Origin of the sequence: Proteiniphilum acetatigenes DSM 18083 (assembly GCF_000380985.1) — a bacterium.
GTDB classification, from domain to species: domain Bacteria; phylum Bacteroidota; class Bacteroidia; order Bacteroidales; family Dysgonomonadaceae; genus Proteiniphilum; species Proteiniphilum acetatigenes.
In genome coordinates, this window is record NZ_KB905697.1 from 250988 (window position 1) to 275428 (window position 24441).

The following is a 24441-nucleotide window of genomic DNA, read 5'->3' on the forward strand; positions in this document are numbered from 1 at the left end:
TTTGCCTGCGAAAATCATATAAAATATTCTTCGTGAACAGATCCGTTTTTTTTATTGTTTCGTTATGTCTGGTTTCATCTATGATCAGGGCTTCTGAGCCATTCATCGATAAAGATTCAATCCCTACCTATTCTATCGGGGAAATAGAAATTGTTGCATTCAAAGCCAATAAAGATCTGGCCATACAACCTGTTTCCGCAACTACCCTGACGAAAGAGGTGCTGAAAAATCACAACTTCATGACTATAAAAGAGATCTCGGCTTTTGTCCCGAATTTTTTCATGCCCGACTATGGATCCAGATTGACTTCTCCCATCTATATACGGGGGATCGGTTCACGGATCAATGCCCCATCCGTCGGGCTGTATGTGGATGGGATACCTTATTTCGACCGCTCCTCCTATGACTTTAATATCACTGACATTGAGAAAATCGAAGTGCTGAGAGGATCTCAAGGGACGATTTACGGCCGGAATACGATGGGAGGGATAATCAATGTATATACGAAATCTCCTTTTCAGCATAGGGAAACAACCGTGGGTGCAACAGCCGGGAATTACAATCATTACAAGGCGGAAGGATCCCAAGTGGGACAAATAAATCATGCGCTGGGTTATATCGTCTCAGCCAATTACACGCATCGGGGAGGGTATTTCAATAACCTTTATACCGGAAATAAAGCAGATGGATCGGATGCACTGGCAGGAAGGGTCCGTCTGGGATGGCAGATCAACCAACGATTGGTAGCCTATCTGACAACTGCGTATGAGTATTCCGACCAGGATGGATACCCGTACGGACTGTATGACACGGAAAGCAATAAAGCGGAAGCAGTCAATTATAACGAACGATCCTATTACCGGCGCCAAATGTCGAACAACGGATTACACCTTAAATATACAACAGCGGATTATCAGTTGGACTCCCAATCATCCTTCCAATACTTTGACGGCAAGCAGGGAATTGACCAGGATTTTACGCCGGCCGACCACTATTATGTCACTTTCTCGCATCAGCAGCAAATGGTTTCGCAGGAGATCAATGCCAGGTCATTGAAAGAAACGCCTTACCAATGGCAGACAGGCCTGTTTGGTTTTTATCAGCATTACGGCCAGAATAATAATATCGAATACCGCCAGTCGGGAAACGGTATGGTCACAGATACCAAAAACCCATCCTCGGGAATTGCCGTGTACCATCAATCCACTTTCAACGACCTACTGACAGACGGGCTGTCCGTCACACTCGGTTTACGGTATGACTGGGAAAAAATAAAAATGGAAAACCGGACAAAAACTGTCGGTTCTGCCGGCCAGATCCTCGATCCCATATATAAGAAGGATACCTATTCGAGGCTGACCCCGAAATTCTCAATACAATACCTGACGGACAAGAACCATTTGACTTATTTTTCCGTGAGTCAGGGTTATAAAGCCGGAGGATTTAACACCACGGCCGACCGCGAAGAAGACTGGACATTTAAGCCCGAATACAGCTGGACATACGAGATCGGATGGAAGGGAAGCGCTTTTGAAAACCGGTTACACACAGAGATAGGTTTATTCTATATTGACTGGCGTGATCAGCAGGTGACCCAAAAGAAAGCGACTGAACAAGGCTTCAAGCTAAGGAATGCCGGAAAATCCGTCAGCAAAGGGATCGAGATCACATCACACATCCGTCCGGTTGACCATTTACGCTTCCTGCTAAGTTACGGCTACACCCACGCCAGGTTCCGGGAATATCTGTATGACGAAAGCAAAGACATTGATTACGGGGGAAACTTCCTGCCGCTGGTTCCCCGTAATACCTTTAGCGCAGCGGGAGATTACACGTTAAATATAAAGGGAAGGCATCTCGAAAGCATTGGGTTTAATATGGAATATACCGGTATCGGTAAACTTTTCTGGAGTGAAAATAATGTCGCGGAACAACCCTATTACCATACGTTGAACGGGAAAATATCCTTCCGGCACAAGAGGATGACGCTGTCCCTCTGGGCAAAGAATATAACAAACGATTCATATATCGCGTACTACTTTGAGTCGATGGGGAATGAATTTGCCCAACAGGGTAAACCTTTCACAATAGGAACGGATATACAATTGACCTTTTAACCGTATCATATGAATTCTCAAAAAGGAGGCAAGCTGTTTACTTTTTTCTGTCTGTATATCGCACAGTCGATACCGATGAGTTTTTTCTCGACGGTATTGCCTGTGATTATGCGCCAGCAACATTTTTCCCTGGAGTTAATTGGCATGTTGCAATTACTGAAACTCCCATGGATCCTTAAGTTTTTATGGTCGCCGGCCATCGATCGTTCGAGCAGCCGGTTAAGCCATTACAAGCGTTGGATTTTTTCTTCGGAAATGATCTATGCCGCCATTATTCTCGTTATCTCTTTCCTTGATTTTCAAACCACACCGCTTTTAATTATCGGACTGATCTTGTGTTCGTTCATTGCTTCCGCCACACAGGATATTGCCACCGATGCTCTGGCAGTTATTTCATTCAGCAGGAAAAACAAAAGCCTGGTCAACAGCATGCAATCGATGGGCAGTTTCGCTGGCGCCATGGTCGGCGGAGGCTTGTTACTCCTAATATATAACCGGTTAGGATGGGAAACGCTTCTCCCCTTCCTGGCTCTTTTTACTGTGATATCAATTTTCCCATTGATTTTCTTTAAGGAGAGACATATGGAAGCACCTATTCCTGAAAAGAAAATGGAAAAAATCCACCCGAATGATTTGCTGGGATTTTTTAAACAAAAGGGTATCCGGAGGCAAATTCCTTTCCTGTTCCTGTATTATATGGGCCTGATAGGCATTTTGACAATGCTTAAACCGATGCTGGTAGATTACGGATATAGTATGAGAGAAATCGGTATCATGTCCGGGATAATCGGTACATCCATGGGATGTGCGGCTTCATTTGCCGCAGGATTTATAGTACGCCGGATCGGCCGTAACACCTCCCGTATTTTATTTGCCTGCCTGACACTGGTTACTGCGGTCTATTTTTATTGCCTGGTAACTTTCCTTCCCGTCAATATAGCTACGTTACACCTGGGAATTACACTGTTGTGGGCAAGTTACGGGATGTCCACTATCATTGTTTATACCACCTCGATGGATTGTGTGCGCACAGGGTATGAAGGAACCGACTTCACGATCCAGACGGTTATCACTCACCTGAGCAGTATGCTCATCGCGGTGCTTTCAGGAAAATTAGCCGGGAGTCTCGGATATGCCAATCTTTTTCTGATCGAGATTGGGATTGCGGTTCTCTCACTGATCTATATTATTATTGCTTTCCATATGAAACGAACATGAACTACGAAGTAATCGACACGATTACAATGTCTTGGTTCTTGGTTCTTGGCTCTTGTGTCTAAATTTTTAATCAAATGAAGCAAAGCATCTTAGATAAATACAGCGTGCCGGTCCCCAGGTATACGAGTTATCCCCCGGCCAATTTCTTTTCGCCGTCCTATACTGCGGAACAACACCGGCGCGCGGTCATTGAATCAAACAGCAGGGAACCGTCTCATATTTCGGTGTATATTCATCTGCCTTTTTGTTTCCAGATGTGTTATTATTGCGGTTGTAATGCTTTCCTGCTGACAGATAAATCAACAGCCGCCAAATACGTGGAGGCGGTGAAAAAAGAAATGCAATTGATCTTTCCGATGCTTTCCAAAAACCGGAAAGTATCGCAAATCCATTATGGGGGAGGTACTCCGACAACGTATTCCGTCACCGTGCTGAAAGAGATCAATGATCTGGTTTTTAGTGAATTTGACTGCATAAAAGATCCCGAAATCGCCATCGAATGCCATCCCGGATATATGTCGGAAGAATATTGGGCGACGTTACCGGAGATCGGATTCAACCGGATAAGTATCGGCGTCCAGGATTTCAACCGGGAGGTATTGAAAGCTTCCCACCGCAAACCGTCCCGGCTGGAAATAGGTGAAATAATTGCCGGGCTTCACAAGCAGAAAGTGTCGGTAAACCTGGATTTTATCTACGGTTTGCCGTTACAGACGGAAGCGTCGTTTGCCGAAACCATCCAGAAAGCCATCAGTTTACAACCCGAGCGGATCGTTACTTTCTCCTATGCACATGTACCCTGGGTGAATCCGTTGCAACAGAAACTTGAAAAAACCGGATTGCCGACCGTTACGGAAAAGGAAAAGCTTTTCAATTCGGCTTCCGGCTTACTGCATGAAGCGGGGTACCGGTCGATCGGGTTAGATCACTTCGTATTGCCGGAAGATGAACTTTATAAAGCGTTCCGGGAGAAAACGCTTCACCGCAATTTCCAGGGATATTGCACCCGAAGGACCACCGGACAGGTGTATGCGTTCGGGGTGACAGGGATCAGCCAACTGGCCGCTTCATACAGCCAGAACACAAAAGACATCCCAACCTATATCTCACAGATTGAAAAAAAGGAGTTGGCCGTTCTGAAAGGATATGCATTGAACCCGGAAGAGCAAATCACCCGGGCGGTTATTTCTTCGCTCATGTGTAATAACTACGTCAGTTGGCAAGAGATCGCAGCATCTTTTCAGACTACTCCGGAAAAAGTGAAAGCCATCCTGCATTATGATGAGAAAAAAATACACGAACTGGAGGAAGACGGACTGATCGACCGGGATGAGGAAGAGATCCGGGTACGTCCCGAAGCCACTCCTTTTGTCCGCAATGTAGCTGCATCGCTGGACAAACTGATGCTGCATACTGACAAGCAATTCTCAAAACCTATGTAGGTTGAGTAAGCGATTATTAATTAAATTTTACCTCGTATCTCTGGAAAGTGTATGCAACTAAAGTGAAAAGCTTGTAAAGGTATAGCTACTAACGTAACCAGCTTGTGTTTTCTATAAAATTTTTGGTAAGCCTCGACGTGTACGGATCAGGATGCGAAACAAGTTTTTCCAGTCGTTCCTCTATTGGCTTATTTTCTTTTATCGATTTATCGGTAGCCATCTGCTTTTCAACGATCCTAAAAATATGATTAAGGGCTCCCTGACTGATGTCACCGGTATAAAACAAGTCGAGCAAAAGAACGATGGCATCCGGAGATACATCGTCCACTGATTGCATCTTGTATATAATTTCATATTTTATTGCAGGGCGTGCATTTTTGATCAATCCTACAAAACCGGGTTGTTTTTTCGGGTCGCTTAAATATTCAGAAGTAATTAATGAAAGGGACTTCTCGGCAATATTTTTGTCTTCTGAAGTAATGAAATCTAAAATCCGGGATTCAAATTCAGGAAAATATTCATTCCGATACCGGATGTTCTCCAATGCAAATAATTGCTGGCGGCTATTTCCGTTTATCAACCGTGCAATATATGTAGGGTTGATCCGGTCTTGTAACAGGCCGTCTATATAAGTTTTCGTTTCACCATATACCGTATGCCATAACGTATAGCAGGTAAATACCGCATCGTCAACGACGTATTCTTTCAGCGAAGGAGCAGTAGCGCTTGAATATCCGTCGACCTCAAAAATCCCCTTCTCTTCCTTATCGACTTTCTGTTCCACCGTCAGGTCTTCATAACGGAGATCCTTTAAAATGGAGACGGTATCGGCCATAATTTCGTCCAGCCTGGTATAATCCTGAAGGCCAAAAGGAGTATGGTCTGATTTGGTCAGAGGGTCATTTTCATCCAATTGTATTCCTAAATAATGGCCGGTTCCATCCCAGAAAATCCACAACCGTACCATCCTGCAGATACCTGTAGTGCATATATCTTTAAAAAAATAACGTCCGAACCAGACAGTTAATCCATTCTGATCCTGTAATTCTATGACTTTATTATCCGATAAACTATCTTTTGAATTTTCGAGAAGGTGAGTAACAGTAACACCTTCCATTTTAAAAAAATCTTTTTCGGGAATTTGCAATACCGAACTACCGGACGGAACCTTTGATCCGCCCAGTAGTATAAGACAAAAAAGAATGAATAATTTAATCTTTATCATAAGGGGGTATATCTATCGTATCCACCTTTGGACCCAATGATCCGCCTAAATTGTAATTCTGCATATCCTCAATCTCATATTTACCTACGCCCGTTTTCATCAGCTTCTTCAACTCATCGAGATGACTATTGTAAACACTGCGCGGATTTGTATTGTTCCGGGCAGCTATCGATGCGGCCATTCCTACCACTTCTCCCATGATCCCTGTAGTACGCATTACCCTTACAGTACCTAACGCTACATGGGTTACACTGATATTCCTACCCGCCATGAAAAGGTTGTCAATATTCCGGGAATAAAGACAGCGATAAGGTATCGGATAAGGATGAATGGGTTTATGTACGGCGATGGATAAAAATTCTTTATCCGGGAAATGTTCTGTATTCTTAGGATCGGGATAGTGCAGGTCTATTGTCCAGGTGGTAGGTGCGGAAGCATCGGGATAAATAACGAAATCTGTCAGATCCTGTTCTTTTAAAATGTGGTCACCTAGTAATCGGCGTGATTCCCTTTTACCCGCGATATAAGCGACCCAATCCAGTCTTTTATTGGCATATTTCTCTTTTTCTGTACTGAAATTCTTCAACCACGACCAGTTGGAATAGACCACCATAAGACCATAATCACGTATCCGCTCAAATTCATTGATCTGATCATAATTCATTCCGGTTTCCCATGTCCATTCACCCATGGTCACCTGTTTTGCACTTTCGTCGTTGAATTCCACACCGTATTGGAATACCGGGAAACCGACAGGTTGCTTTTCTTCCGCCGAGTACCATTGTACGGACGATCCCATGGTCATCTTGTCCGGTGTCTCGGGAGCAGTCGGTTCCCCAAACTCATCCCTGGACTCTCGTCCCATGGCATAATCGGCGCCGGCAAGAAACCCGATCGTCCCGTCGCCGGTACAATCCGCAAACAATGGTGCTGTAAAGGAGAGCTCTTCTGACGTTTCAATATGCCGTGCCTGCACTTCGGTAATGGATGATCCTTCTGTTTTGACGGCAAATGCCCGATAATTGGTAAAGAGCGAAATATTCTCTTCTGCCAGCACCATCTGCATTTTTTTCTCATCCTCGTAATAATCCGCCGGCTGGGCATTCCCCCCACGGGAGGGGCCGATTTCCTTGACCACATCACCCAATGCCGGATAAGGTTCCACTTTAATTCTTCCGCCAAGATGCACACGCACTTCCGAACTGTTGTTTCCTCCAAGTACGGGCCGATCCTGGATTAAGGCCACTTTCAATCCTAATCTCGCAGCAGATATGGCAGCAGTGGTTCCGGCCACTCCTCCTCCCACTACCACCAGATCAAATTCGCCGGCTTTTTGCGGTTCTCCGGGTATATTGAGCAGTTGCTTTCTGAATTGAGCTAAAGTTTCCGATTCGTTTGGAGGAGGAATGTTATCTCGGGTAAAGTAGATTGCATCCACCCGACCGTTAAATCCGGTCAAATCATGCAGGGTAATCACATTTTCCTTTTTCTTAATATCTACTTTTCCTGCTTTTTGCCAATACCATTCATTCCCAGTACAACCCAGTACCGATCCTACTTTCTCCCCATTTAACCTGAGTTGGAATTTTCCCGGCCCCTCACCCTCATACCATGGTGAAGTCCAGTTAAATGTACGGACGTATACATCATATTTTCCGGTTGCAGGGAACTCTACAGACATTTCCGCATCGGCTACCGGCACGCCCATTCCATGTGCCATCAGGTAAGGTGATCCCATCAGGTCCATAAACTGTTGGTCGACCACCCAGCCTCCTTTCTTACTGAAGTTCTCAGCTTCCACCAGAAGAGAGGCCGATTGTGCTATTACCATATTCGCTACTATCGCGAACAATAAAACTAAACCATATTTTCTCATAATAAATGCTATTTTATTTATATTCCAACCATGTGGTTACGTTTGTATCGGTATCGGAAATAAACCGTATCCAGCGTGCATGGAAGGAGGAGGGGAACTGATGATGTTGTTGCTGTCCCGGTTCTACGGTATAAACCGCATATTCCATCCAGTCACCATTTCCCGTCGGATCTACCTCGACTGAGATCTTTACCGCCTTTTCCGACGAATGAGACAAGGTTAATTCCCGTTGATCATAAAAACCGATCAGGTAAGGATCAGAAGCAACCTGTGCTTTTACATCTGAGTCTACCCACGGGCCTCCTTTTCCTCTTGGTCTTCCTAATTTCCAAAGGTCATCGATGACGCCTGCCCATACGGCTGCTTTGCCGTCTTGCGAAACAATAATATGCGGGTTCCCCTTTCCTTCCTCCGGAGTAATACCGGTCAGGATAAGCATTCCACGGTAGGAAGCATAGTCATTGATACGGTAATGATGGGTAGCTACCGGCCGGATCTTGGCATACCCGTCCGCATTCTCTGCCGGCAGTTCGTAAAAGGTTCCATGGCAACTGAACAGATCCCGCTCAGTGGCGACTTCACGGCATATACGCAACAGTCCTTTATCGGTCAAAGAACTGTAAGCATCCTCTCCCAATGGTAATCTCCACCGCCGGTTTTTATCATCGACCACCAGAACGGACCCTTTCTCTATCTCTACTACCTGGTGGGGTATAGCAAACCGGTCACGGATAAAATCGGCTGTCGTAATGTCCTCTTTTCTTTCCAGTTTCAGTTCTTCTCCCATTTCATAATATCCGGTTTCCCACACTTCTCCGTCGGTAGTTGTATTCGCCAATACGCCGAGTGCGCGGCGGTTTTCACCTAAGCCATATAACAATCCGCCCAGATTAGATTCCGACCCTACATCAGCCAATCCCTTGAAAATTTTATCCGGAACAGTACTCCTTGTATCGTTATCTTTATAGGTAAAGGTCAGAGTAAGTGTAGCCGGCCTGTCCGGTTTGGCACGTACCCATTCACCTGTTTCCGATGAAGAAAAATCAATATGGATTGATTCTCCGGCAGCCAGTTCTATACTTTTCAGCCTGCTCCATTCATTATTTCCATTCTTATCTGCTTCATAGGTGACGGTTACCGGAGTTGTCCCTTCATTTCTTATCCAACTGCTGCGATGCGGCCAACCGGTAAACAGGAACGGTTCTGAATATTCATCCGCATTTACCTTTTCCCTGGCCCAAACGGCTCCTCCTGCCGTAGTAGGCCCCAATTCGTCCGGTATGGCTACGGAGGTAAACCAGAGGTTGGAATTGGATTGGCCGGGACCCTCAATATTTCCTTTTGCCTTACGTTTGTTAAGAAATTCCCTCTGGGCAGAATCATCACAGCCAAAGACCAGTTGGTTGTCCCATCTTGTAAAATCACCGATCACTTTCAGGTAAGCGGAACGGGGACGAATACCGGCGCTGTTTACCGCTGTGAACGTACCTGGAAAATTCCAGAACATACCGTGCATGGTCATCAGATAATCCGGTTCTTCTTCCGTACCTATATCGCGGATACGCGGCCACTCGGTATTCCATCCGTGCGCACCGTCGTAACTATGACTTGCTTTCGGTAAACGGTAAAAACTCCATCCCTCCGTCGCATCCCGTACACCGAGCAGAAGGGACTTATGGTCCCACCCCGTCGCCCAGATCGGGTCAGTTTCAGGATCCGAATTACCATATATTCCTCCGGGGCCGGTTACTTCTACGAACTGATTCCGTCGTACTAATTTCCACTCTTTTCCATCCCATTCGGAAAGGGATCCGGCCTCCACATCAAATTTATGCAACGCTTCCTGTGTCGCTTCCCCATTATTGGAATAGACCAGTACTCCCTGCCCCGAATAAAGGCCTTTACCATGCGCACCGGGCAACAACGCTGCTTCCTGAGCCATTTCTCCGGGCTTGCGATCCACATTACCATCTCGGAATAGTTCTTTCACTTCCAGCGTATTTACATCCACTTCATAAAATCCCTCTTCCATTGTGCCGTAGTAGATCTTATTGGCAGGGTCTGTCAAATGACACGCGTTCCCCGTATGCCTTCCGGGCATAACGGTATATGGAATAACACGTACGTTCCCTTCCGCGCTAATGGCATAGGGTCCGATAAAAAGCTGGTTACTTTCTTTGTGTATCATCCGGTTGGCAGGAGTACCACCGATACTTTCGTCGCGGACTATCTTCTCCAAACCGGACGTGATCTGGTATAATTTGTCGGATGAACCGTAAGGCAAATGAGGGCCATAGGTAATCACCCACAGGCTCCCCGCCCAGGGGACCACTGCCCCTGTACCACATTCGCCTTCGTCATTATAATAAGCCAATCGAGGATAAACACCTGAAATAGAACCAGATAATCCTGTATTATTTTTTTGTGTCGTACATGCTAAGATCAATGTCGTTCCAATTGCAAAAAACAATTTCTTTAAGCCCATAAAATTTCTAATTTAGAAAATATCAGATCCCTCAAATTTAAGAATATAAATAGAGGGATCTATATTTATTGATTAATTTTTACAAAATCTTAATATTTTACATATTACTCTTTAGTTTACATTACTACCATTTAGGATTTTGATCGAGATTTTCGTTGATGAGGCGGTCAGCAGCAGGTACGGGCCACAGGTAGTCTCGTTCAGCATTGAACTTACGTTCACTCGCCACAACGATATAACCTGCATTCACCATATAACTGAGATCAGCAATACCGTTTTCGTCAATCTCCGGTATGCCTCCGATAGGATAGTTCCCGTCTTTCCAATTCTGAATCAACTGACGGTATTCAGCAGACACAGAAGTCTCGTTGCCATCCCATGAAGTAGAGCCCGACCATGCACGGCGCAGGAAATAACTGGGTGTATTGTAAACCTTTTCGGCTAATTTCCAACGAATCAAATCGGCATAGCGATGCCCTTCCCAGGCAAGTTCGATGAAGCGTTCAGTACGGAGAATCGTACGCATAGCGCTCTGAGAACCAACCGTAACGTGCGGGTATGTAAGTCCTGTACCTGCATAAGCTCTTTCACGCAGTTTGTTGATTGTTGCATCCAGCACGTCCTGAGTACATCTGTCAAGTTCGATCATAGCTTCGGCATACATCAGCAACACGTCACCGTAACGCAACATGGGATATGTGGTTGGTGCTCCTGCACGTCCGTTTTCAAGGAATGATTCATCAATATACTTTTTAAAACAAAAGCCATTGTAAGCAGCGTGTTCAGCACGTGCTTTCGAATCGGTGTTACTCACCTGCGCACCGTCTGAAGCACGGTACACAGTAGTCCGGGTCGGATCCGGAGAATATTCATAGCCAAGCCATACATAATCTCTGGGGTCATAAGTTCCGTCGAGAACGCTCTTATTGTAAGCCGTAGCAAAAGGTACAATGGTCATAGCCATACGTGGGTCCCGATTTTCAAAAAAGTCTTTTGGGTTGTAAAGTGGCGACTCGTCAATAGGTTTGCCGTCGATACAGGGATAGGCGCATACCAATTCGAAAGAGGGAGCAGCCACGCCACCCCATCCTCCTGCAAGACGGGTAATACAGTTCAGTACGTCGGAAGCAGCCCAATAATATTTTTTCAGCGTTACATCACCACGGAAGAAAAATATCCATTCATCCGACCACGAGGCAGTGAATAAATCCCGGTAATTATCATGGAGTTTATAGACATTCAGATCCATGCAAGCTTTTGCTGCCGTTGCTGCCGTTTCGTAATCACCGTTTCTGAGGGCAATACGTGCTTTGAATGCAAGAGCCGCACCTTTTGTAGCCCTTTGTATTCCTGCGTAGCTGGTCGGTAGACGCTTGGCAGCTTCATCCAAACACTCGTAACTATACGCCAGTACTTCAGCTTTAGGCGAACGTGATATAGTGTAGGCTTCATCAAGTGTCATACCTGACTTATCAAGGATAGCATCCCCCCAGTGGAACGCCAACATACCATAAGCATATCCTATATAAAAATAGGCTTCACCCTCATACTGGGTGATATTTGCTTCCGATACTCCCATAGCACGCGCATTATCCATATTATTCAGTATGCGTAATGCACGGGCAATACCTTTATAGAAATTCTGCCAGCGAGTGGCTACAGTACCATCTTCTGAGGTCATTGTTCCATTCTGTACATTTGTAGTGGAATTACGCCATATCATATCGTCGCTCCATGTCCAGGTATCGATAGGAAAAAAATCAGTACGGTAAAAATCGTTCAACGACATTTCTATCTCCTGCTGCGATGAGTACCAACTTCCACTCGATCCTTCAGACAACGGATTAAGATCAAGATCAATACACCCTGAAAAGATAAATAGTGGTATTATAGTGAAAATTAATAATATCTTCTTCATATAATTAAGTATTTAAAATTTAATATTAACGCCTAAAACGAAAGAGGTGGATATAAAGTCTGACGATGAGCCGACCTCAGGATCCCATCCTTTAGGGAAGTTGCTGATGGCAGGCAAATCGTTTATACTAAGATATAAGCGCATATCATTGACTCTTAGTCTATTCACCAGATCTGTAGGCAGCGTGTAACCAAGTGTAATATTCTTCGCACGGAAATAGGCGCCATTGAAAAGCCAATAATCTGAACCTGCATAAGTGTTTGCTGTATTGGTATAGGTCAGACGTGGATACTTGGCATTCCGATTCTGCTCTTCGGTATTGTGCTGACTCCAATAGTTGCCCAATAGAAGTTCAGGAACGGCGCCCCATTGTTCCTTCAAAGGCTGTATCCATGCCGAATTAAATAATACACGTTGGTGTCCTATCCCTTGAAATGATAAACTGAAATCAAAATTTTTCCAACCTAATGAGATATTTCCCCCATAAAGGTATTCCGGCTGTGAGTTACCTAGAAGTACTTTATCATCGGCGTTAATGACTCCATTTCCATCCACATCGACATATTTAATGTTACCTGCTTTGTCGTTTGCCGTAAGCGTTGGATACTTTTTACCGTCCGTGTCATAGAGATCGGCATCAGTCAGGAAAAGGCCATCACTTTTGTACATATACCATTCATAGTAATATGAACCCTCTTCATATATTCGGTTACCATCAATAGTACGCTTATCGCCCAAATAACCCATTTTTGAACGATAATCCGACAGGTTTGCCGAAACGCTATACCACAAATCACCCACCTTATCGGACCAGCCTAAATCCAGTTCCCAGCCTTTGGTGTACATATCACCGGCATTTTGTGAAGGAGCCGAAAATCCTGCATAGGAGGGAAAACCAAGCGTAAGCAACATATCAGAAGTTTTCTTGTAATAATAATCTCCCGTAAAGCGCAGACGGTTCTTTAACATCGTCAAATCTAAACCTACCCCATATGTTGTAGTAGTTTCCCAAGTGATATCCTGAAATGCATAATATACCTGAGCGGCATTCTGCAAAGCAGTTACTGATTGTGACGATTTATCATACATATAGCTGTTGCCAAAAGTAATAGCAGCCTGATAAGGAAATTCCGAACCGATACGCTCATTACCGAGTTGACCGATAGAGCCGCGTATTTTCAGGTAATCCACCAGATTATTATTAAACCATGATTCTTCAGATATCACCCACCCGGCAGAAGTCGAGTAGAATGTACCCCAACGGTTTTCTTTTGCAAAACGTGACGAACCATCGGTACGGACATTACCCTGAAGCATATACTTATTCTTATAGGAATACATCAGGCGCCCAAATGCCGACTCATAAGCGTTGTGTCCGGCCTTACCTGAATTATATTGATAATCTTCCGGACCAATATTGAGATAAGGATATGTATCAAGCAGGTAATTCGTACGTGAAGCTCCCGTTTCCTCCCATTTGTAAGAATACCCCTCGTAACCAGCCATGGCGTTGAACGAGTGATTACCCCAGGTATTCTGATAGTTACCGTAAAACTGGTATGTTTGGCTGTTATTATCGTCTCGCTTCTCTTCAAGATTCGTTGTTTTGTGCGACTGCATATAGGTCATGGAACCGTTTTCGTAGTAAACAGGAACCGCACGCGAGAATTTCTTGCCTTTGGTAAACTGAAAACGAGGTGCAATTACAGCTGTCAACGTAAGACCTTTCATCGGAGTAATATCGAGTTGTGCCTTACCTCCGAACTTATAGTAGTCCGTCCTATTTGTCCCTCCTTGTTGAAGACCGGCAAGCCCGTTAGCACCATCCTTCGAGTCTGCATAACGGCCATCTTCCCAGAAAGGGCTATAATAAGGTGATGCCAAATAGGCCCAGTACATGGCATTCACTTGGGACGGGGCGATCGAATTTGATTTCGAGAAATCAACATCGATATTGGCATGAAGCCAATCTGTTATATTATAATCGTTGTTAACACGGCCGGTAAAACGCTCATAGGATTTGTTTTCATAATAGCCGTCACCTTTTTGATAGTTGAAGGTTGATTTCGTTCGCAGCTTTTCCGTACCCCCCGAAACACTCAACATATGCTGTTCATGTGAAGTCGAACTTTTCAGCATCAGGTTGACCCAGTCCGTATTGGGATAGTGATATGGATCTGTCGCATTTTTATCGAGCCACGTAGAGATAGTCTCCTGTGAATACTGAGAATAAGGATCTGAGGCGCCGTCATTCCACTTTACTTCATTCTGTATATTCATCCAGTCAATCACATCACCGTTTTTAGGACGAGTCGTGGGTCTGTCAATTCCGTATTCATAATTATAATCGAATGAGAATTGACGATCCTTGGCACGCTTGGTAGTGATAAGAATAACACCCGCAGCCGCACGCGACCCGTAGATAGCAGCCGAAGCAGCATCTTTCAACACAGTCATGGTCTCTACATCTGCTGCCACCACGTCATTGAGAGACGACGGAACACCATCCACAATTACCAAAGGATCATTGTTTGAGAGCGTAGTTATACCACGGACACGTACAGTAGCCGAAGCGCCCGGTGCTCCTGAGTCACGGGTTACCTGAACCCCTGCAATCTGCCCCTGCATAGCGGTGGAGATCTGTTGTGTCGAACGGTTAGTCAAATTGGCTCCTTGTATACTTGATATTGAACCGGTGAGATCACCCCGGCGAGCTGTACCGTAACCAACGACCACGACTTCTTCTAAAGTTTTAGTATCTTCCTGTAAAAGCACATCAATAGACGTTCTATCTGCAGTATTAATACTTTGAGCCAGATAACCAATGTAAGAGATATGGAGTGTTGCATTATCACCCACCTGTAGTGAGAAATTTCCATTTATATCGGTTACCGTACCATTTGTGGTACCTTCTTCTACAACATTAGCGCCGATAATAGGTTCTCCCAGCTGATCAGTAATTATACCTGTCACATTTTTCCGGGCCTGCTGAGCTGTTACCTGTACTTTAGAAATAACAATATGATTTTCGCGTACCACATACGTACATCCTGTACCTTGCAGTAAAGCGGTCATAATTTCGGATAAAGAACCCTCTTTTCGAGATATGGATACTGTTTTATTTACATCAATAATTTCACGGTTATAGTCGACCGACATGTCGGTTTGCCTCTCTATTTCAGTAAAAGCCGTTCTGAGAGTCAGACGGGAATTGGATAAGGAAACCTGTTGTGCCTGTGAGATTTGTGTCTGAAAAAAGAAAAAGGTAATGAACAGAAAGAGAAGTCGGTTCAAATAATTTATTCTCAATCTGTTTTTTATTAGATATATTTTCATAATTTTGTAAATTGATAGTTAGTACTTTATGCAATTATCCCTGTCTTCATTTCATGGATATTAATTGTTGTAGTATGTAACGATTTCAAACCGGGAAGCTTTTTACGACACAGGCTTCCCGGCTCTTTTTTTCATGGGCAAGCTCTCCTTCTCTTATCTTAATTCAATTATGTCATTTTATGTAAATAGTATTATTATTTGCCGTCCATTTCAATCCGGGATTCAATGTTTCCAAAATAGTTAACACCTGCCGGACATCCTCATAAGGTGTATATTTTACAGAAAAACGTCCTCCTCCGTATTTTCTTACATCATAATAAACCGTAACATTGAAACGGCGTTCCACAGTACGTATAATCTCTTCAAAGGAAGCTTCTTCAAACACAAGGTATCCTTCTTTCCATCTGGAGACAAGTTCCGCATCGACCTGTAACCTGGATGTTTTTCCCTGACGATGATCATAAACGAACTGCTCGTTGGGACTGATTACTTCTGAAACTTTCACCTTTCCGTCGACATCCACCCGCACCGATCCTTCCTCCAGGGTGACTGCCGCAGTACCTGAGTCTACATATGATCTTACATTGAATGTCGTTCCCAGTGCTTCTACCTGCATATATTGGGTTTTCACGATAAAAGGCCGCCCGGGATCTTTCTCAACCCGGAAAGTTGCCTCGCCGCTCAGGAATAAACGTCGGATCGATCCCGAAAGGTCATCGGAATACAGTAACATGGAACCTGCATTCAGCCACACCTCAGAACCATCAGGTAAAAGAATTTGCTTCATTTCCCCATCAGGTACAACATGCTCTGCTATTTCCATTTTTGGGGCGGATGAGCCAGACTGATCATGCATGACCCAATAGGTAAGCAACCCGCCTATAAGAGGCAAAAGCAAAATAGAAGCAATGCGAAGCAGCCTTTGGGATAAGGGTAATTTTACCGTTTTCTTATTCTTACCTATCCTTTTATTTATTTCGTCTAAAGCCAATAGGGTGTGAGAATCGGTTTCAGCCTCTTCCCGCTCCCACAATTCATTCAGGACCTCGTTCTTTACTACGCTGTCGTCTTTACGTATAAACCATTGTTGAAATTTAAGAACAGATTCTTTAGGAAAATCATTCTCAAAAAAACGGGTTATCAATATGCGGATATGGTGTTTATCCATTGTATATACTATTATATTCTTTATACCGACTATTGAAAGATCATTTCAATCATGCCGGATTCATTCTCTATATTAAGGTAGACAGGAAAATCGGGAAGTACGCACAGGCCAATGTACATTTTTTAAAAAAATAAAAAAGAAACATGTTGAAGCGCTTTTCTCAAATCGCTCAACCCATTGGAAATATGGTTCTCTACCGTTCGTTTATTGATATTAAGACGGGAGGCAATTTCATCACTTGAAAAGCCTTCTTTTCGGCTCATCTTAAATACTCGCTGACGCTGTTCCGGCATTTGTGAAATCACCAGATCGATTAATAGAGAAAGGTCTTTGGCAAACATATCCTGTTCCGGCTCATACGTCTCGGGCCGATCCAACTGGCTGAGGGTATATTTTTCCTTTACAAGATTATGTTCGTAGTGATTATAGATCATATGCCTTGCCATGGTAAATAAATATGCTTTAAACGATTTGACTTCTTTCATCATTTCACGGTTCATCCACACTTTATAGAATATCTCCTGCGTCATATCATACGCGTCCTCTTCATTTTTTATAAAACCACATAAAAAATGATAAATCTTAGGGTGATATGCAAGAAATAATAATTCGTACGACCGATGGTCTCCCTCAGAAAGATTTGTCAGGCATTCTATTTCAAGTTGTTTATCCATGTAAAAATACTCACATGCAAAAAGAGAGTTCCCCTAGGGGATAGATCTCATAGATTATTATCAGGATATCAAAACAGGACTATTTCGTTAAACGAGTGCAAAGCCAAACTTCAGTGAACGTTTTCGATAAGCAAGAGCAGAAACAAAAGTTTGCCTGGATTATGCCATTGCGAGAAAACGACTAATTTTAATGAACATATTTTTGCAAAGATGCAAAAATATTATGAAAATAAAAAAACGCTTACACCGATTTTTATTTCAATTCCTTAAAATCACAACTTGGTCATATGGTTTTTTCAAAGAAAATCATGTAAATTTGCACTGCAAGGAAAAACAGAAAACAGATATTAAATTTATTCACCAAAGTATAAAAGTATATACACATGAAGTCATTTTCTTATGTTATTTTTTTAACAATGTTGATGCATATTGCATTTATCCATGCGCAGGATCAGGGTTCAGGAAGAGTTCAGGCACAGGATAAGGCTCCTGATTGGGAAAATCCGGAAATTTTTGCAGTAAATACCGAAAAAACAAGGGCTACTGCTATTCCTTATGCTGACGAACAGACTGCCATCGCCGATGAGTATGAACGTTCGCCTTATTATCAGTCTCTCGACGGAATCTGGAAATTTCATTGGGTGCCGAAAGTTGATGAAGTTCCCGCAGGATTTTTCAATGAAAACTACGATGACAGCGCCTGGGGCAAAATGCCCGTACCCGGAAACTGGGAATTCAATGGCTACGGTATTCCTATGTATGTGAATATCGGCTTCGGATTTCCGGCCAATCCTCCTCATATCGACCGGAATGATTCTCCGGTGGGCGCTTACCGGCAGACATTCACCATTCCCAAAACATGGAATGGCAGAAGGGTATTCCTTCATTTTGAAGGGGGGACTAATTTCATGTATGTTTTTGTGAACGGACAACAGGTCGGTATCAATAAAAATGCCAAAAGTCCGGCGGAGTTCGACATTACTCCCTATATTCGCCCGGGAAAGAACCTGTTGGCGTGCCAGGTACATAAATTCAGTGACGGTTCTTATCTGGAAGACCAGGATATGTGGCGCCTGGGAGGCATCAACCGCAGCGTTTACCTGTATAGTACGGCTGACACCCGCATACAGGATTTCTTTGCCCATCCCGATCTGGACGACTCCTACAGGCATGGACAGTTCAGTATAGAAGTAGGGCTGAAAAACTATACCGATCAGGCTCAAAATCGCAAACTGGAAGTTTCCATCCTGGATAAAAACGGAAAAAATGTTTTCCGACAGACAAAAGATGCAACCATAGGTGCTTCTCTTTCCGAGGAGATCAGCCTCGCAGGAAGGATATCCAATCCGGCCAAATGGACGGCAGAAACACCGAACCTCTATACCCTTCTGCTAACCCTTAAAGACGAAAGAGGCAACCTGATTGAAGCAACCTCTTCCAAAATCGGATTCCGCAGAGTGGAAATTAAAGACGGACAACTCCTGGTGAACGGACAAAAAGTATTCCTGAAGGGTGTCAACCTGCATGAATTCAATACCAATAAAGGACAGGTAGTGGATAAAGAGATCATGATGCGAAACCTGCAATTAATGAAAGAGCTGAATATCAACGCTGTCCGCACTTCCCATTATCCTCAACAACCTTTATGGTACAAACTCTGTGACGAATACGGCATATATCTGGTAGATGAGACCAACCTGGAGTCGCACGGACTAGGTTACGGACCTGCCAATGTTTCCAACTTTCCGGAATGGCACGGACAGCATATGGATCGCGTCACCCGCTTAGTGGAAAGAGATAAGAATCATCCTTCGGTTATTATATGGTCATTAGGGAACGAAGCCAGTAACGGAAAAGCTTTCTTCGACATGTATGACTGGGCTAAGCAACGCGATCCGAGCCGCCCGGTGCAGTATGAGCAGGCCGGACGTAATAGGAATACCGACATCATCTGTCCCATGTATCCCTCCTGGGAAAGTATGAAACGGGATGCAGCGCAGGATCTCGGAAGACCGTACATCATGTGCGAATATGCACATGCTATGGGTAACAGTATGGGCAATATGCAGGAATATTGGGATCTGATGCGCAGCAGCAAAAATATGCAGGGCGGATTTATCTGGGAGTGGTACAACCACGGATATCCGACCCATGATGAACAGGGACGCTTTTACTGGGCATACGGAGGTGATCTGAAAGGCTACAACAAAATGAACGACGGGAATTTCTGTATGGACGGACTTGTTACTCCTGACCAGAATTATATGCCCCATACTCATATAGTGAAGAAGGTTTATCAAAACATTCTTTTTGCGGCAAGAGACCTGGACAAAGGCCTTATCACAGTAATCAATGATTTTAAATTTATCAATCTGACCAACGATACGTTCGGTTATAAGTGGGTGTTACTGAAAAACGGTGAAAAAGTTGCGGAAGGGGATTTCAACGTGGAAGTCCCGGCGAACTCCAGCAAGGATGTCCAATTGAAACTCCCTTCACTGCAATCTGAAAAGGGTACAGAGTATTTCCTCCAACTGTTCGCTTATGACAAAAAAGGAAATGAATTTATTAAACCCGGTTTTGAAGTGGCCAAAGAAGAATTTGCTTTCGAAGCCAATAACTATTTTGTTTCCGGTGAACATACGGGAGCTCTTAATGTATCCCGGAAAGATGAAAACGTAACCGTAACATCGGGCAACAAAGAGTACGTCTTTTCGGTAAGAGATGGCAGGTCATTGATCAGTGCAAAAGTAAACGGGAAAAATATCTTTAAGGAACTGCCCCGCCTGAATTTCTGGAGGGCTCCGATCGACAATGACTTCGGTTCGGGAGAGCAATACAATCTTCGTCTCTGGGACGCAGCAAGTCATAATGTGATTTACAGTTACCGCGATATGAAAGAAAACAACAACGGCGTATCATTTATGTACCGGGCCAAACTCAGAGGGATAGAAGCCTTGGTGGATATTACTTACACTGTCAATAACGACGGAAGCCTTACCACTGACCTCCATTATCAGGCACAGAGCAACGAGCTTCCGGAGATGATGCGTTTCGGTATGCTGATGGTCCTGCCGGAAGAATACAATCAATTCCGCTGGTATGGGCGCGGGCCGTGGGAGAATTACGTCGACCGCAATACAGATACATTTATGGGTATCTGGGAAGGTCTTGTAAAGGACCAGGCCTATACCTATTACCGTCCACAGGAAACCGGGAATAAAACCGATGTCCGCTGGCTGACACTCCAGAATGAAGCAGGTAAAGGCATAAGGGTGGACGGACCTCAACCGTTGTCGGTAAGTGCGACCAACTACCGTCCGGAAGACCTTGATCCGGGAATGACCAAGAAACAACAACACTGGTCGGATGTACTTCCCCGTAAAGAGACTGTTCTCTGTGTCGATCTGTTCCAGCGCGGCGTAGCCGGACTAAATTCATGGGGAGCTAAACCGCTGAACGAGTACAGGTTCTCAGACAAAGAATACAGATACAGTTATACTATTAGCCTGGATAACTTGTAAAGTCTTGAGTATGAAAAGAAGAATTCTATTATCCATTGTACTGATATTTACGCTTATATCTGCTTATGCCCAGAAAAAGCCTATTATCGGTGTATCCTCAGTCGCAAGCGAAAGCTCCACATCTGCTCCACTTACCTATATCAACTCGATTAAAAGAGCAGGGGGTGTTCCTCTTGTTATCCCTATGACCTCCGATAAGGAGGAGCTTACGCGTGTTCTGGAAGTAATCGATGGTCTTGTTATGACCGGAGGAGAAGATATTGACCCGCTAAAATGGTTTAACGAAGAGCCTGTACGTGCCATGGGCGGTATTGCCCCGAAAAGAGACGAGTTCGATATAACTCTTATCAGAATGGCCGTAGAAAAGGGATTACCTGTATTGGGAATCTGTCGTGGAGAACAAGCTATGAATGTTGCCTTTGGCGGGACACTTTATCAGGACATCCCATCCCAGGTCGAAGGTACATTTGTGAAGCACTCTCAAAATGCTCCAAGCAGCTACGGAACGCATACTATCGATATTGATAAGAACTCAAAACTCTATAAAATACTCGGCAGAGAGTCGGTAGTAGTTAACTCTTTTCACCATCAGGCGGTAAAAGATATTGCCAAAGGGTTTAAGATCAGTGCAAGAGCAAAAGACGGAGTGGTAGAGGCTATTGAAAAAGAGGGAGACCAATTCGTTGTAGGAGTACAATTCCACCCCGAAGGATTTGTATCCAAAGGAGACGACACATTCCTGCCGCTCTTCAGGGCACTCACAGAAGCATCAAAATAAAGAAGACATTCAAACTTTGAACTCTCTTACGACACTGTTCTCGTAAGGGAGTTTTTAGTTAAGTAGATACCCAGAGCCCAGAGCAAAAACAAAATCGTAATAACCGGGCAATGTAATATTATTCTAATTTTATAAATTTTCCAAAATAAGTACCGGGTCAATATTGAATTCCGAGTACAATTTCTTAGCCATTATCTTTGGAACAGACCGCTTTCCTTTCATAATTTGGCTGAATGTTGATTCTTTGACATCCAACAGTTCTGCCGCTTGACGTTGTTTTAATTGCCTCTTGTCGAGTTCATTTTCGATTGAGATAATCAAAGGAGATTTAAACTTCAAATTCTTCGCGGGAAAATGTAACCTTTCATACGCATATACTATTTTGCCTATACGGTCTAATTCTTTGATATATTCATTATCAGCATCCTGCACTTCCAGGGCTCCGGTTTCCGTAGCTTTCTGCAATATATCTTCATAATATGCTTTTATCTCTTTGAATTGAGATAAATCCTTTATTTCTTTCAGATCTAAATATTTCATTTTCATAACTCATCTCCTTTTTTAAACAGATTCTGCATTAATTTTATCATACTCAGCATGAGTACCTATAAAACGGACAATTAATTGACCTGCTACGAAAACAACAACCACGATCAACCGGTATTTATTACCCCGAATATTGAATACATATCGTCCGTTTTTCACATAATCGGCAGAAGGAAAGTCCATCTTTAAGTCGGTATGCGATTTCCATTCAGCATCTTCCACTTTATTAATCCAGTTTTGGACTGCTTTCCGACAATCGGCATGCTTCTCTACAAATTCATCGAGTATTTGACTCTCAATTATAATCATTATCTTCTACTGATCTTCTGGTCATATATGCAAATATATGGAAAACTTTACATTTTGCAAAGTTTTCGCATGATTATTTTGAGGAATTATGATTATTAAGTAATTTAGAGCCTCACCTATCTGCGAGGCATTTTTTATAATATAGACAACTAGTCGTTTGTATAGTTTAGTATCTTGATTAATTTCGATAGGATAGATACTCGATCTTACACCAACCCAAAATGTTGTAATGCCTTTAGTACACCATCATCATCGACAGTGTCGGTCACATAATCTGCCGCCTGTTTGATCTCTTCCTTTGCATTTCCCATTGCCACGCCTATACCCGCATGACGAAGCATTTCAATATCGTTTCCTCCATCACCGAAAGCCATCGTCTCTTCCAGGGAGAATCCATAATAATTACAGAATTGGTCTATTCCGACACCTTTATCCACCCCTTTAGCTATGACATCGGCAAAAGTCGGATACCATCGCATAGCTGAACAGTTCGGCAACAGACTCATCACTTCCTCTTCCTGAGAATCTTTGAAAAACGCCGTTAATTGGAATAATTCCTTGTCCCGGTAATAATCAAGATCATTTATCTGAGGCATTTCCTGTTTCAACAGGCTCATCAGAAATTTCACATCTTCATCGATATAATTAAAAGAAAGACGGAGTTCTTCTACAAAGAGGCAGGGAAGTTCCCTTTTCTGTTGTAAATAATCGATAAAGCTATTGACATCTGCCTGGTCGATACTTTTTTTAAATATAACATTATCGTTACCTTGCAGACAGTAACATCCATTCATCGTGATATATCCGTCGAACTCCATATTGTCCAGATTATTGATCACTGAAAAGTGCCTGCCGGTGGCGATAAATACTTTAATCCCCTTATTCCTGATCATCTCGATCGATTTCCGGGCGGAATCGGGTATCCGATGTGTTTTGAAACTGACCAATGTACCGTCAATATCAAAAAATATTGCTTTAACCATAAAATGCTTATAACCTAACTTTTGCACAAAAGTACAAAATTTATGACAGATAATAGGTGTAAATATCAGAGTAATAATAAATTTAGGGCATGAACAGGTAGAATTTACCTTGCTCATGCCCTTTAAGTACTTAATTTATAATCTTCTCTACATCATCAATCCAATTGAATTTTTTCCGAAGGAGAATACAATAATTGGCCTATACCCTCTGTCTCCACTCCTATTCTTGCATATAAGAACTTTTCAGTATGGGAATCCGGTATAGTAACGGTTAACGTAACCGTTGTACCGAGTGTAACTTCGGATGCCGGTTTTTCTGCATTCGCAATATTATACCCATTGTCGGTAATTATGGTCTTTCCCAGGAAAAGACGAACCGCCCTCAACTCTCTCTGATTACTTACCCTGTTGACCGTAAATGTGGCTGTTATCTGTTTGGCATTTCTGGAATAAGCAGCATTACTTATCGTGAAATAAGGGACAACGGGAACATCCACTACAGTATTTCCTTTAACTACAACATCTATAGAGTCTGTATTGTTTTCCCACGGAGCCCCGTTCATACGGACTAATTTATAATTCCCATCAAACAACATGGCGGAGAAAGTTCCATCCTGATCAATATGTACGGGAATTTTCGTGAAATTCTGATAACCATGTTGCCACAACTCTAATTGCAGGGCGTTTGACCTGACACCTATTGATTCGTCGTTATAAGTTATTTTCCCGGATAACATGGACTCCGGAGCACTAAAATTATCTTTCTCACAACTAAAAAGCAGCAGAAGGAGAATAGCGCTGATATATGTTGTCAAAAATATTTTCGTTTTCATCGGTTTCAT

The 24441-nt window shown here is 43.4% G+C and carries 16 protein-coding genes; 5 read left to right on the top strand and 11 right to left on the bottom strand.

What is annotated here, in order from left to right; translation table 11 throughout:
- Positions 1–32: 32 nt before the first annotated feature.
- The 3 genes from F597_RS0111360 (at position 33) to hemN (ending at position 4777) form a co-directional block, all read left to right on the top strand.
- The gene (locus tag F597_RS0111360) at positions 33–2117 is read left to right on the top strand and encodes a TonB-dependent receptor (protein WP_019539866.1); all 2085 of its coding nucleotides are present in this window, start codon (positions 33–35) and stop codon (positions 2115–2117) included.
- Positions 2118–2126: 9 nt separating this feature from the next.
- Positions 2127–3335, top strand: coding sequence for an MFS transporter (locus F597_RS0111365; protein ID WP_019539867.1), 1209 nt, complete (start codon positions 2127–2129; stop codon positions 3333–3335).
- Between the two features lie 74 nt (positions 3336–3409).
- A complete protein-coding gene (gene hemN / locus F597_RS0111370) occupies positions 3410–4777 on the top strand; it encodes an oxygen-independent coproporphyrinogen III oxidase (protein ID WP_019539868.1) in 1368 nt (455 codons plus the stop codon).
- An 88-nt stretch (positions 4778–4865) separates the two neighbouring features.
- On the opposite strand, the gene F597_RS0111375 is transcribed toward hemN, so the two are convergent.
- From F597_RS0111375 to F597_RS0111410, 7 genes are all read right to left on the bottom strand, one after another.
- Complete coding sequence (locus tag F597_RS0111375) at positions 4866–6002, bottom strand: hypothetical protein (RefSeq protein ID WP_019539869.1); 1137 nt, start codon at positions 6000–6002, stop codon at positions 4866–4868.
- Positions 5989–7878: an FAD-dependent oxidoreductase gene (locus tag F597_RS0111380; RefSeq protein WP_026327373.1), complete on the bottom strand. Its 1890-nt coding sequence runs from the start codon at positions 7876–7878 to the stop codon at positions 5989–5991. The genes F597_RS0111375 and F597_RS0111380 overlap by 14 nt, the downstream gene beginning before the upstream one ends.
- A 13-nt stretch (positions 7879–7891) precedes the next feature.
- Entirely contained in the window at positions 7892–10363 is a 2472-nt protein-coding gene (locus F597_RS0111385) for a hypothetical protein (RefSeq protein WP_019539871.1), read from the bottom strand.
- Between the two features lie 124 nt (positions 10364–10487).
- Complete coding sequence (locus tag F597_RS0111390; protein WP_019539872.1) at positions 10488–12281, bottom strand: RagB/SusD family nutrient uptake outer membrane protein; 1794 nt, start codon at positions 12279–12281, stop codon at positions 10488–10490.
- A gap of 12 nt (positions 12282–12293) precedes the next feature.
- Positions 12294–15617, bottom strand: a complete 3324-nt coding sequence (locus tag F597_RS0111395) for a TonB-dependent receptor (protein ID WP_081624368.1) — start codon at positions 15615–15617, stop codon at positions 12294–12296.
- A 172-nt stretch (positions 15618–15789) separates the two neighbouring features.
- Complete coding sequence (locus F597_RS0111400) at positions 15790–16785, bottom strand: FecR family protein (protein WP_019539874.1); 996 nt, start codon at positions 16783–16785, stop codon at positions 15790–15792.
- Between the two features lie 122 nt (positions 16786–16907).
- Positions 16908–17459 (bottom strand): RNA polymerase sigma-70 factor, encoded by a 552-nt coding sequence (locus tag F597_RS0111410; protein ID WP_026327374.1) that lies wholly within the window; start codon positions 17457–17459, stop codon positions 16908–16910.
- A 383-nt stretch (positions 17460–17842) separates the two neighbouring features.
- Here F597_RS0111410 and lacZ point away from each other — a divergent pair, with 383 nt between their 5' ends.
- Together lacZ and F597_RS0111425 are read left to right on the top strand one after the other, a co-directional pair.
- Positions 17843–20983 (top strand): beta-galactosidase, LacZ type, encoded by a 3141-nt coding sequence (gene lacZ / locus F597_RS0111420; RefSeq protein WP_019539878.1) that lies wholly within the window; start codon positions 17843–17845, stop codon positions 20981–20983.
- 10 nt (positions 20984–20993) lie between these two features.
- Positions 20994–21761, top strand: a complete 768-nt coding sequence (locus F597_RS0111425) for a gamma-glutamyl-gamma-aminobutyrate hydrolase family protein (RefSeq protein ID WP_019539879.1) — start codon at positions 20994–20996, stop codon at positions 21759–21761.
- Positions 21762–21890: 129 nt separating this feature from the next.
- Here the strand turns inward: F597_RS0111425 and F597_RS0111430 are convergent, their stop codons facing one another.
- The 4 genes from F597_RS0111430 to F597_RS0111445 form a co-directional block, all read right to left on the bottom strand.
- Positions 21891–22307, bottom strand: coding sequence for an XRE family transcriptional regulator (locus F597_RS0111430; RefSeq protein WP_019539880.1), 417 nt, complete (start codon positions 22305–22307; stop codon positions 21891–21893).
- A 15-nt stretch (positions 22308–22322) separates the two neighbouring features.
- Positions 22323–22616 carry a type II toxin-antitoxin system HigB family toxin gene (locus tag F597_RS0111435; protein ID WP_019539881.1) on the bottom strand — a complete coding sequence of 98 codons (294 nt, stop codon included), beginning with the start codon at positions 22614–22616 and terminating at the stop codon, positions 22323–22325.
- Positions 22617–22822: 206 nt separating this feature from the next.
- Positions 22823–23599: a Cof-type HAD-IIB family hydrolase gene (locus F597_RS0111440; RefSeq protein ID WP_019539882.1), complete on the bottom strand. Its 777-nt coding sequence runs from the start codon at positions 23597–23599 to the stop codon at positions 22823–22825.
- Positions 23600–23754: 155 nt separating this feature from the next.
- Complete coding sequence (locus F597_RS0111445) at positions 23755–24432, bottom strand: DUF3823 domain-containing protein (RefSeq protein ID WP_044060265.1); 678 nt, start codon at positions 24430–24432, stop codon at positions 23755–23757.
- Positions 24433–24441 lie beyond the last annotated feature (9 nt).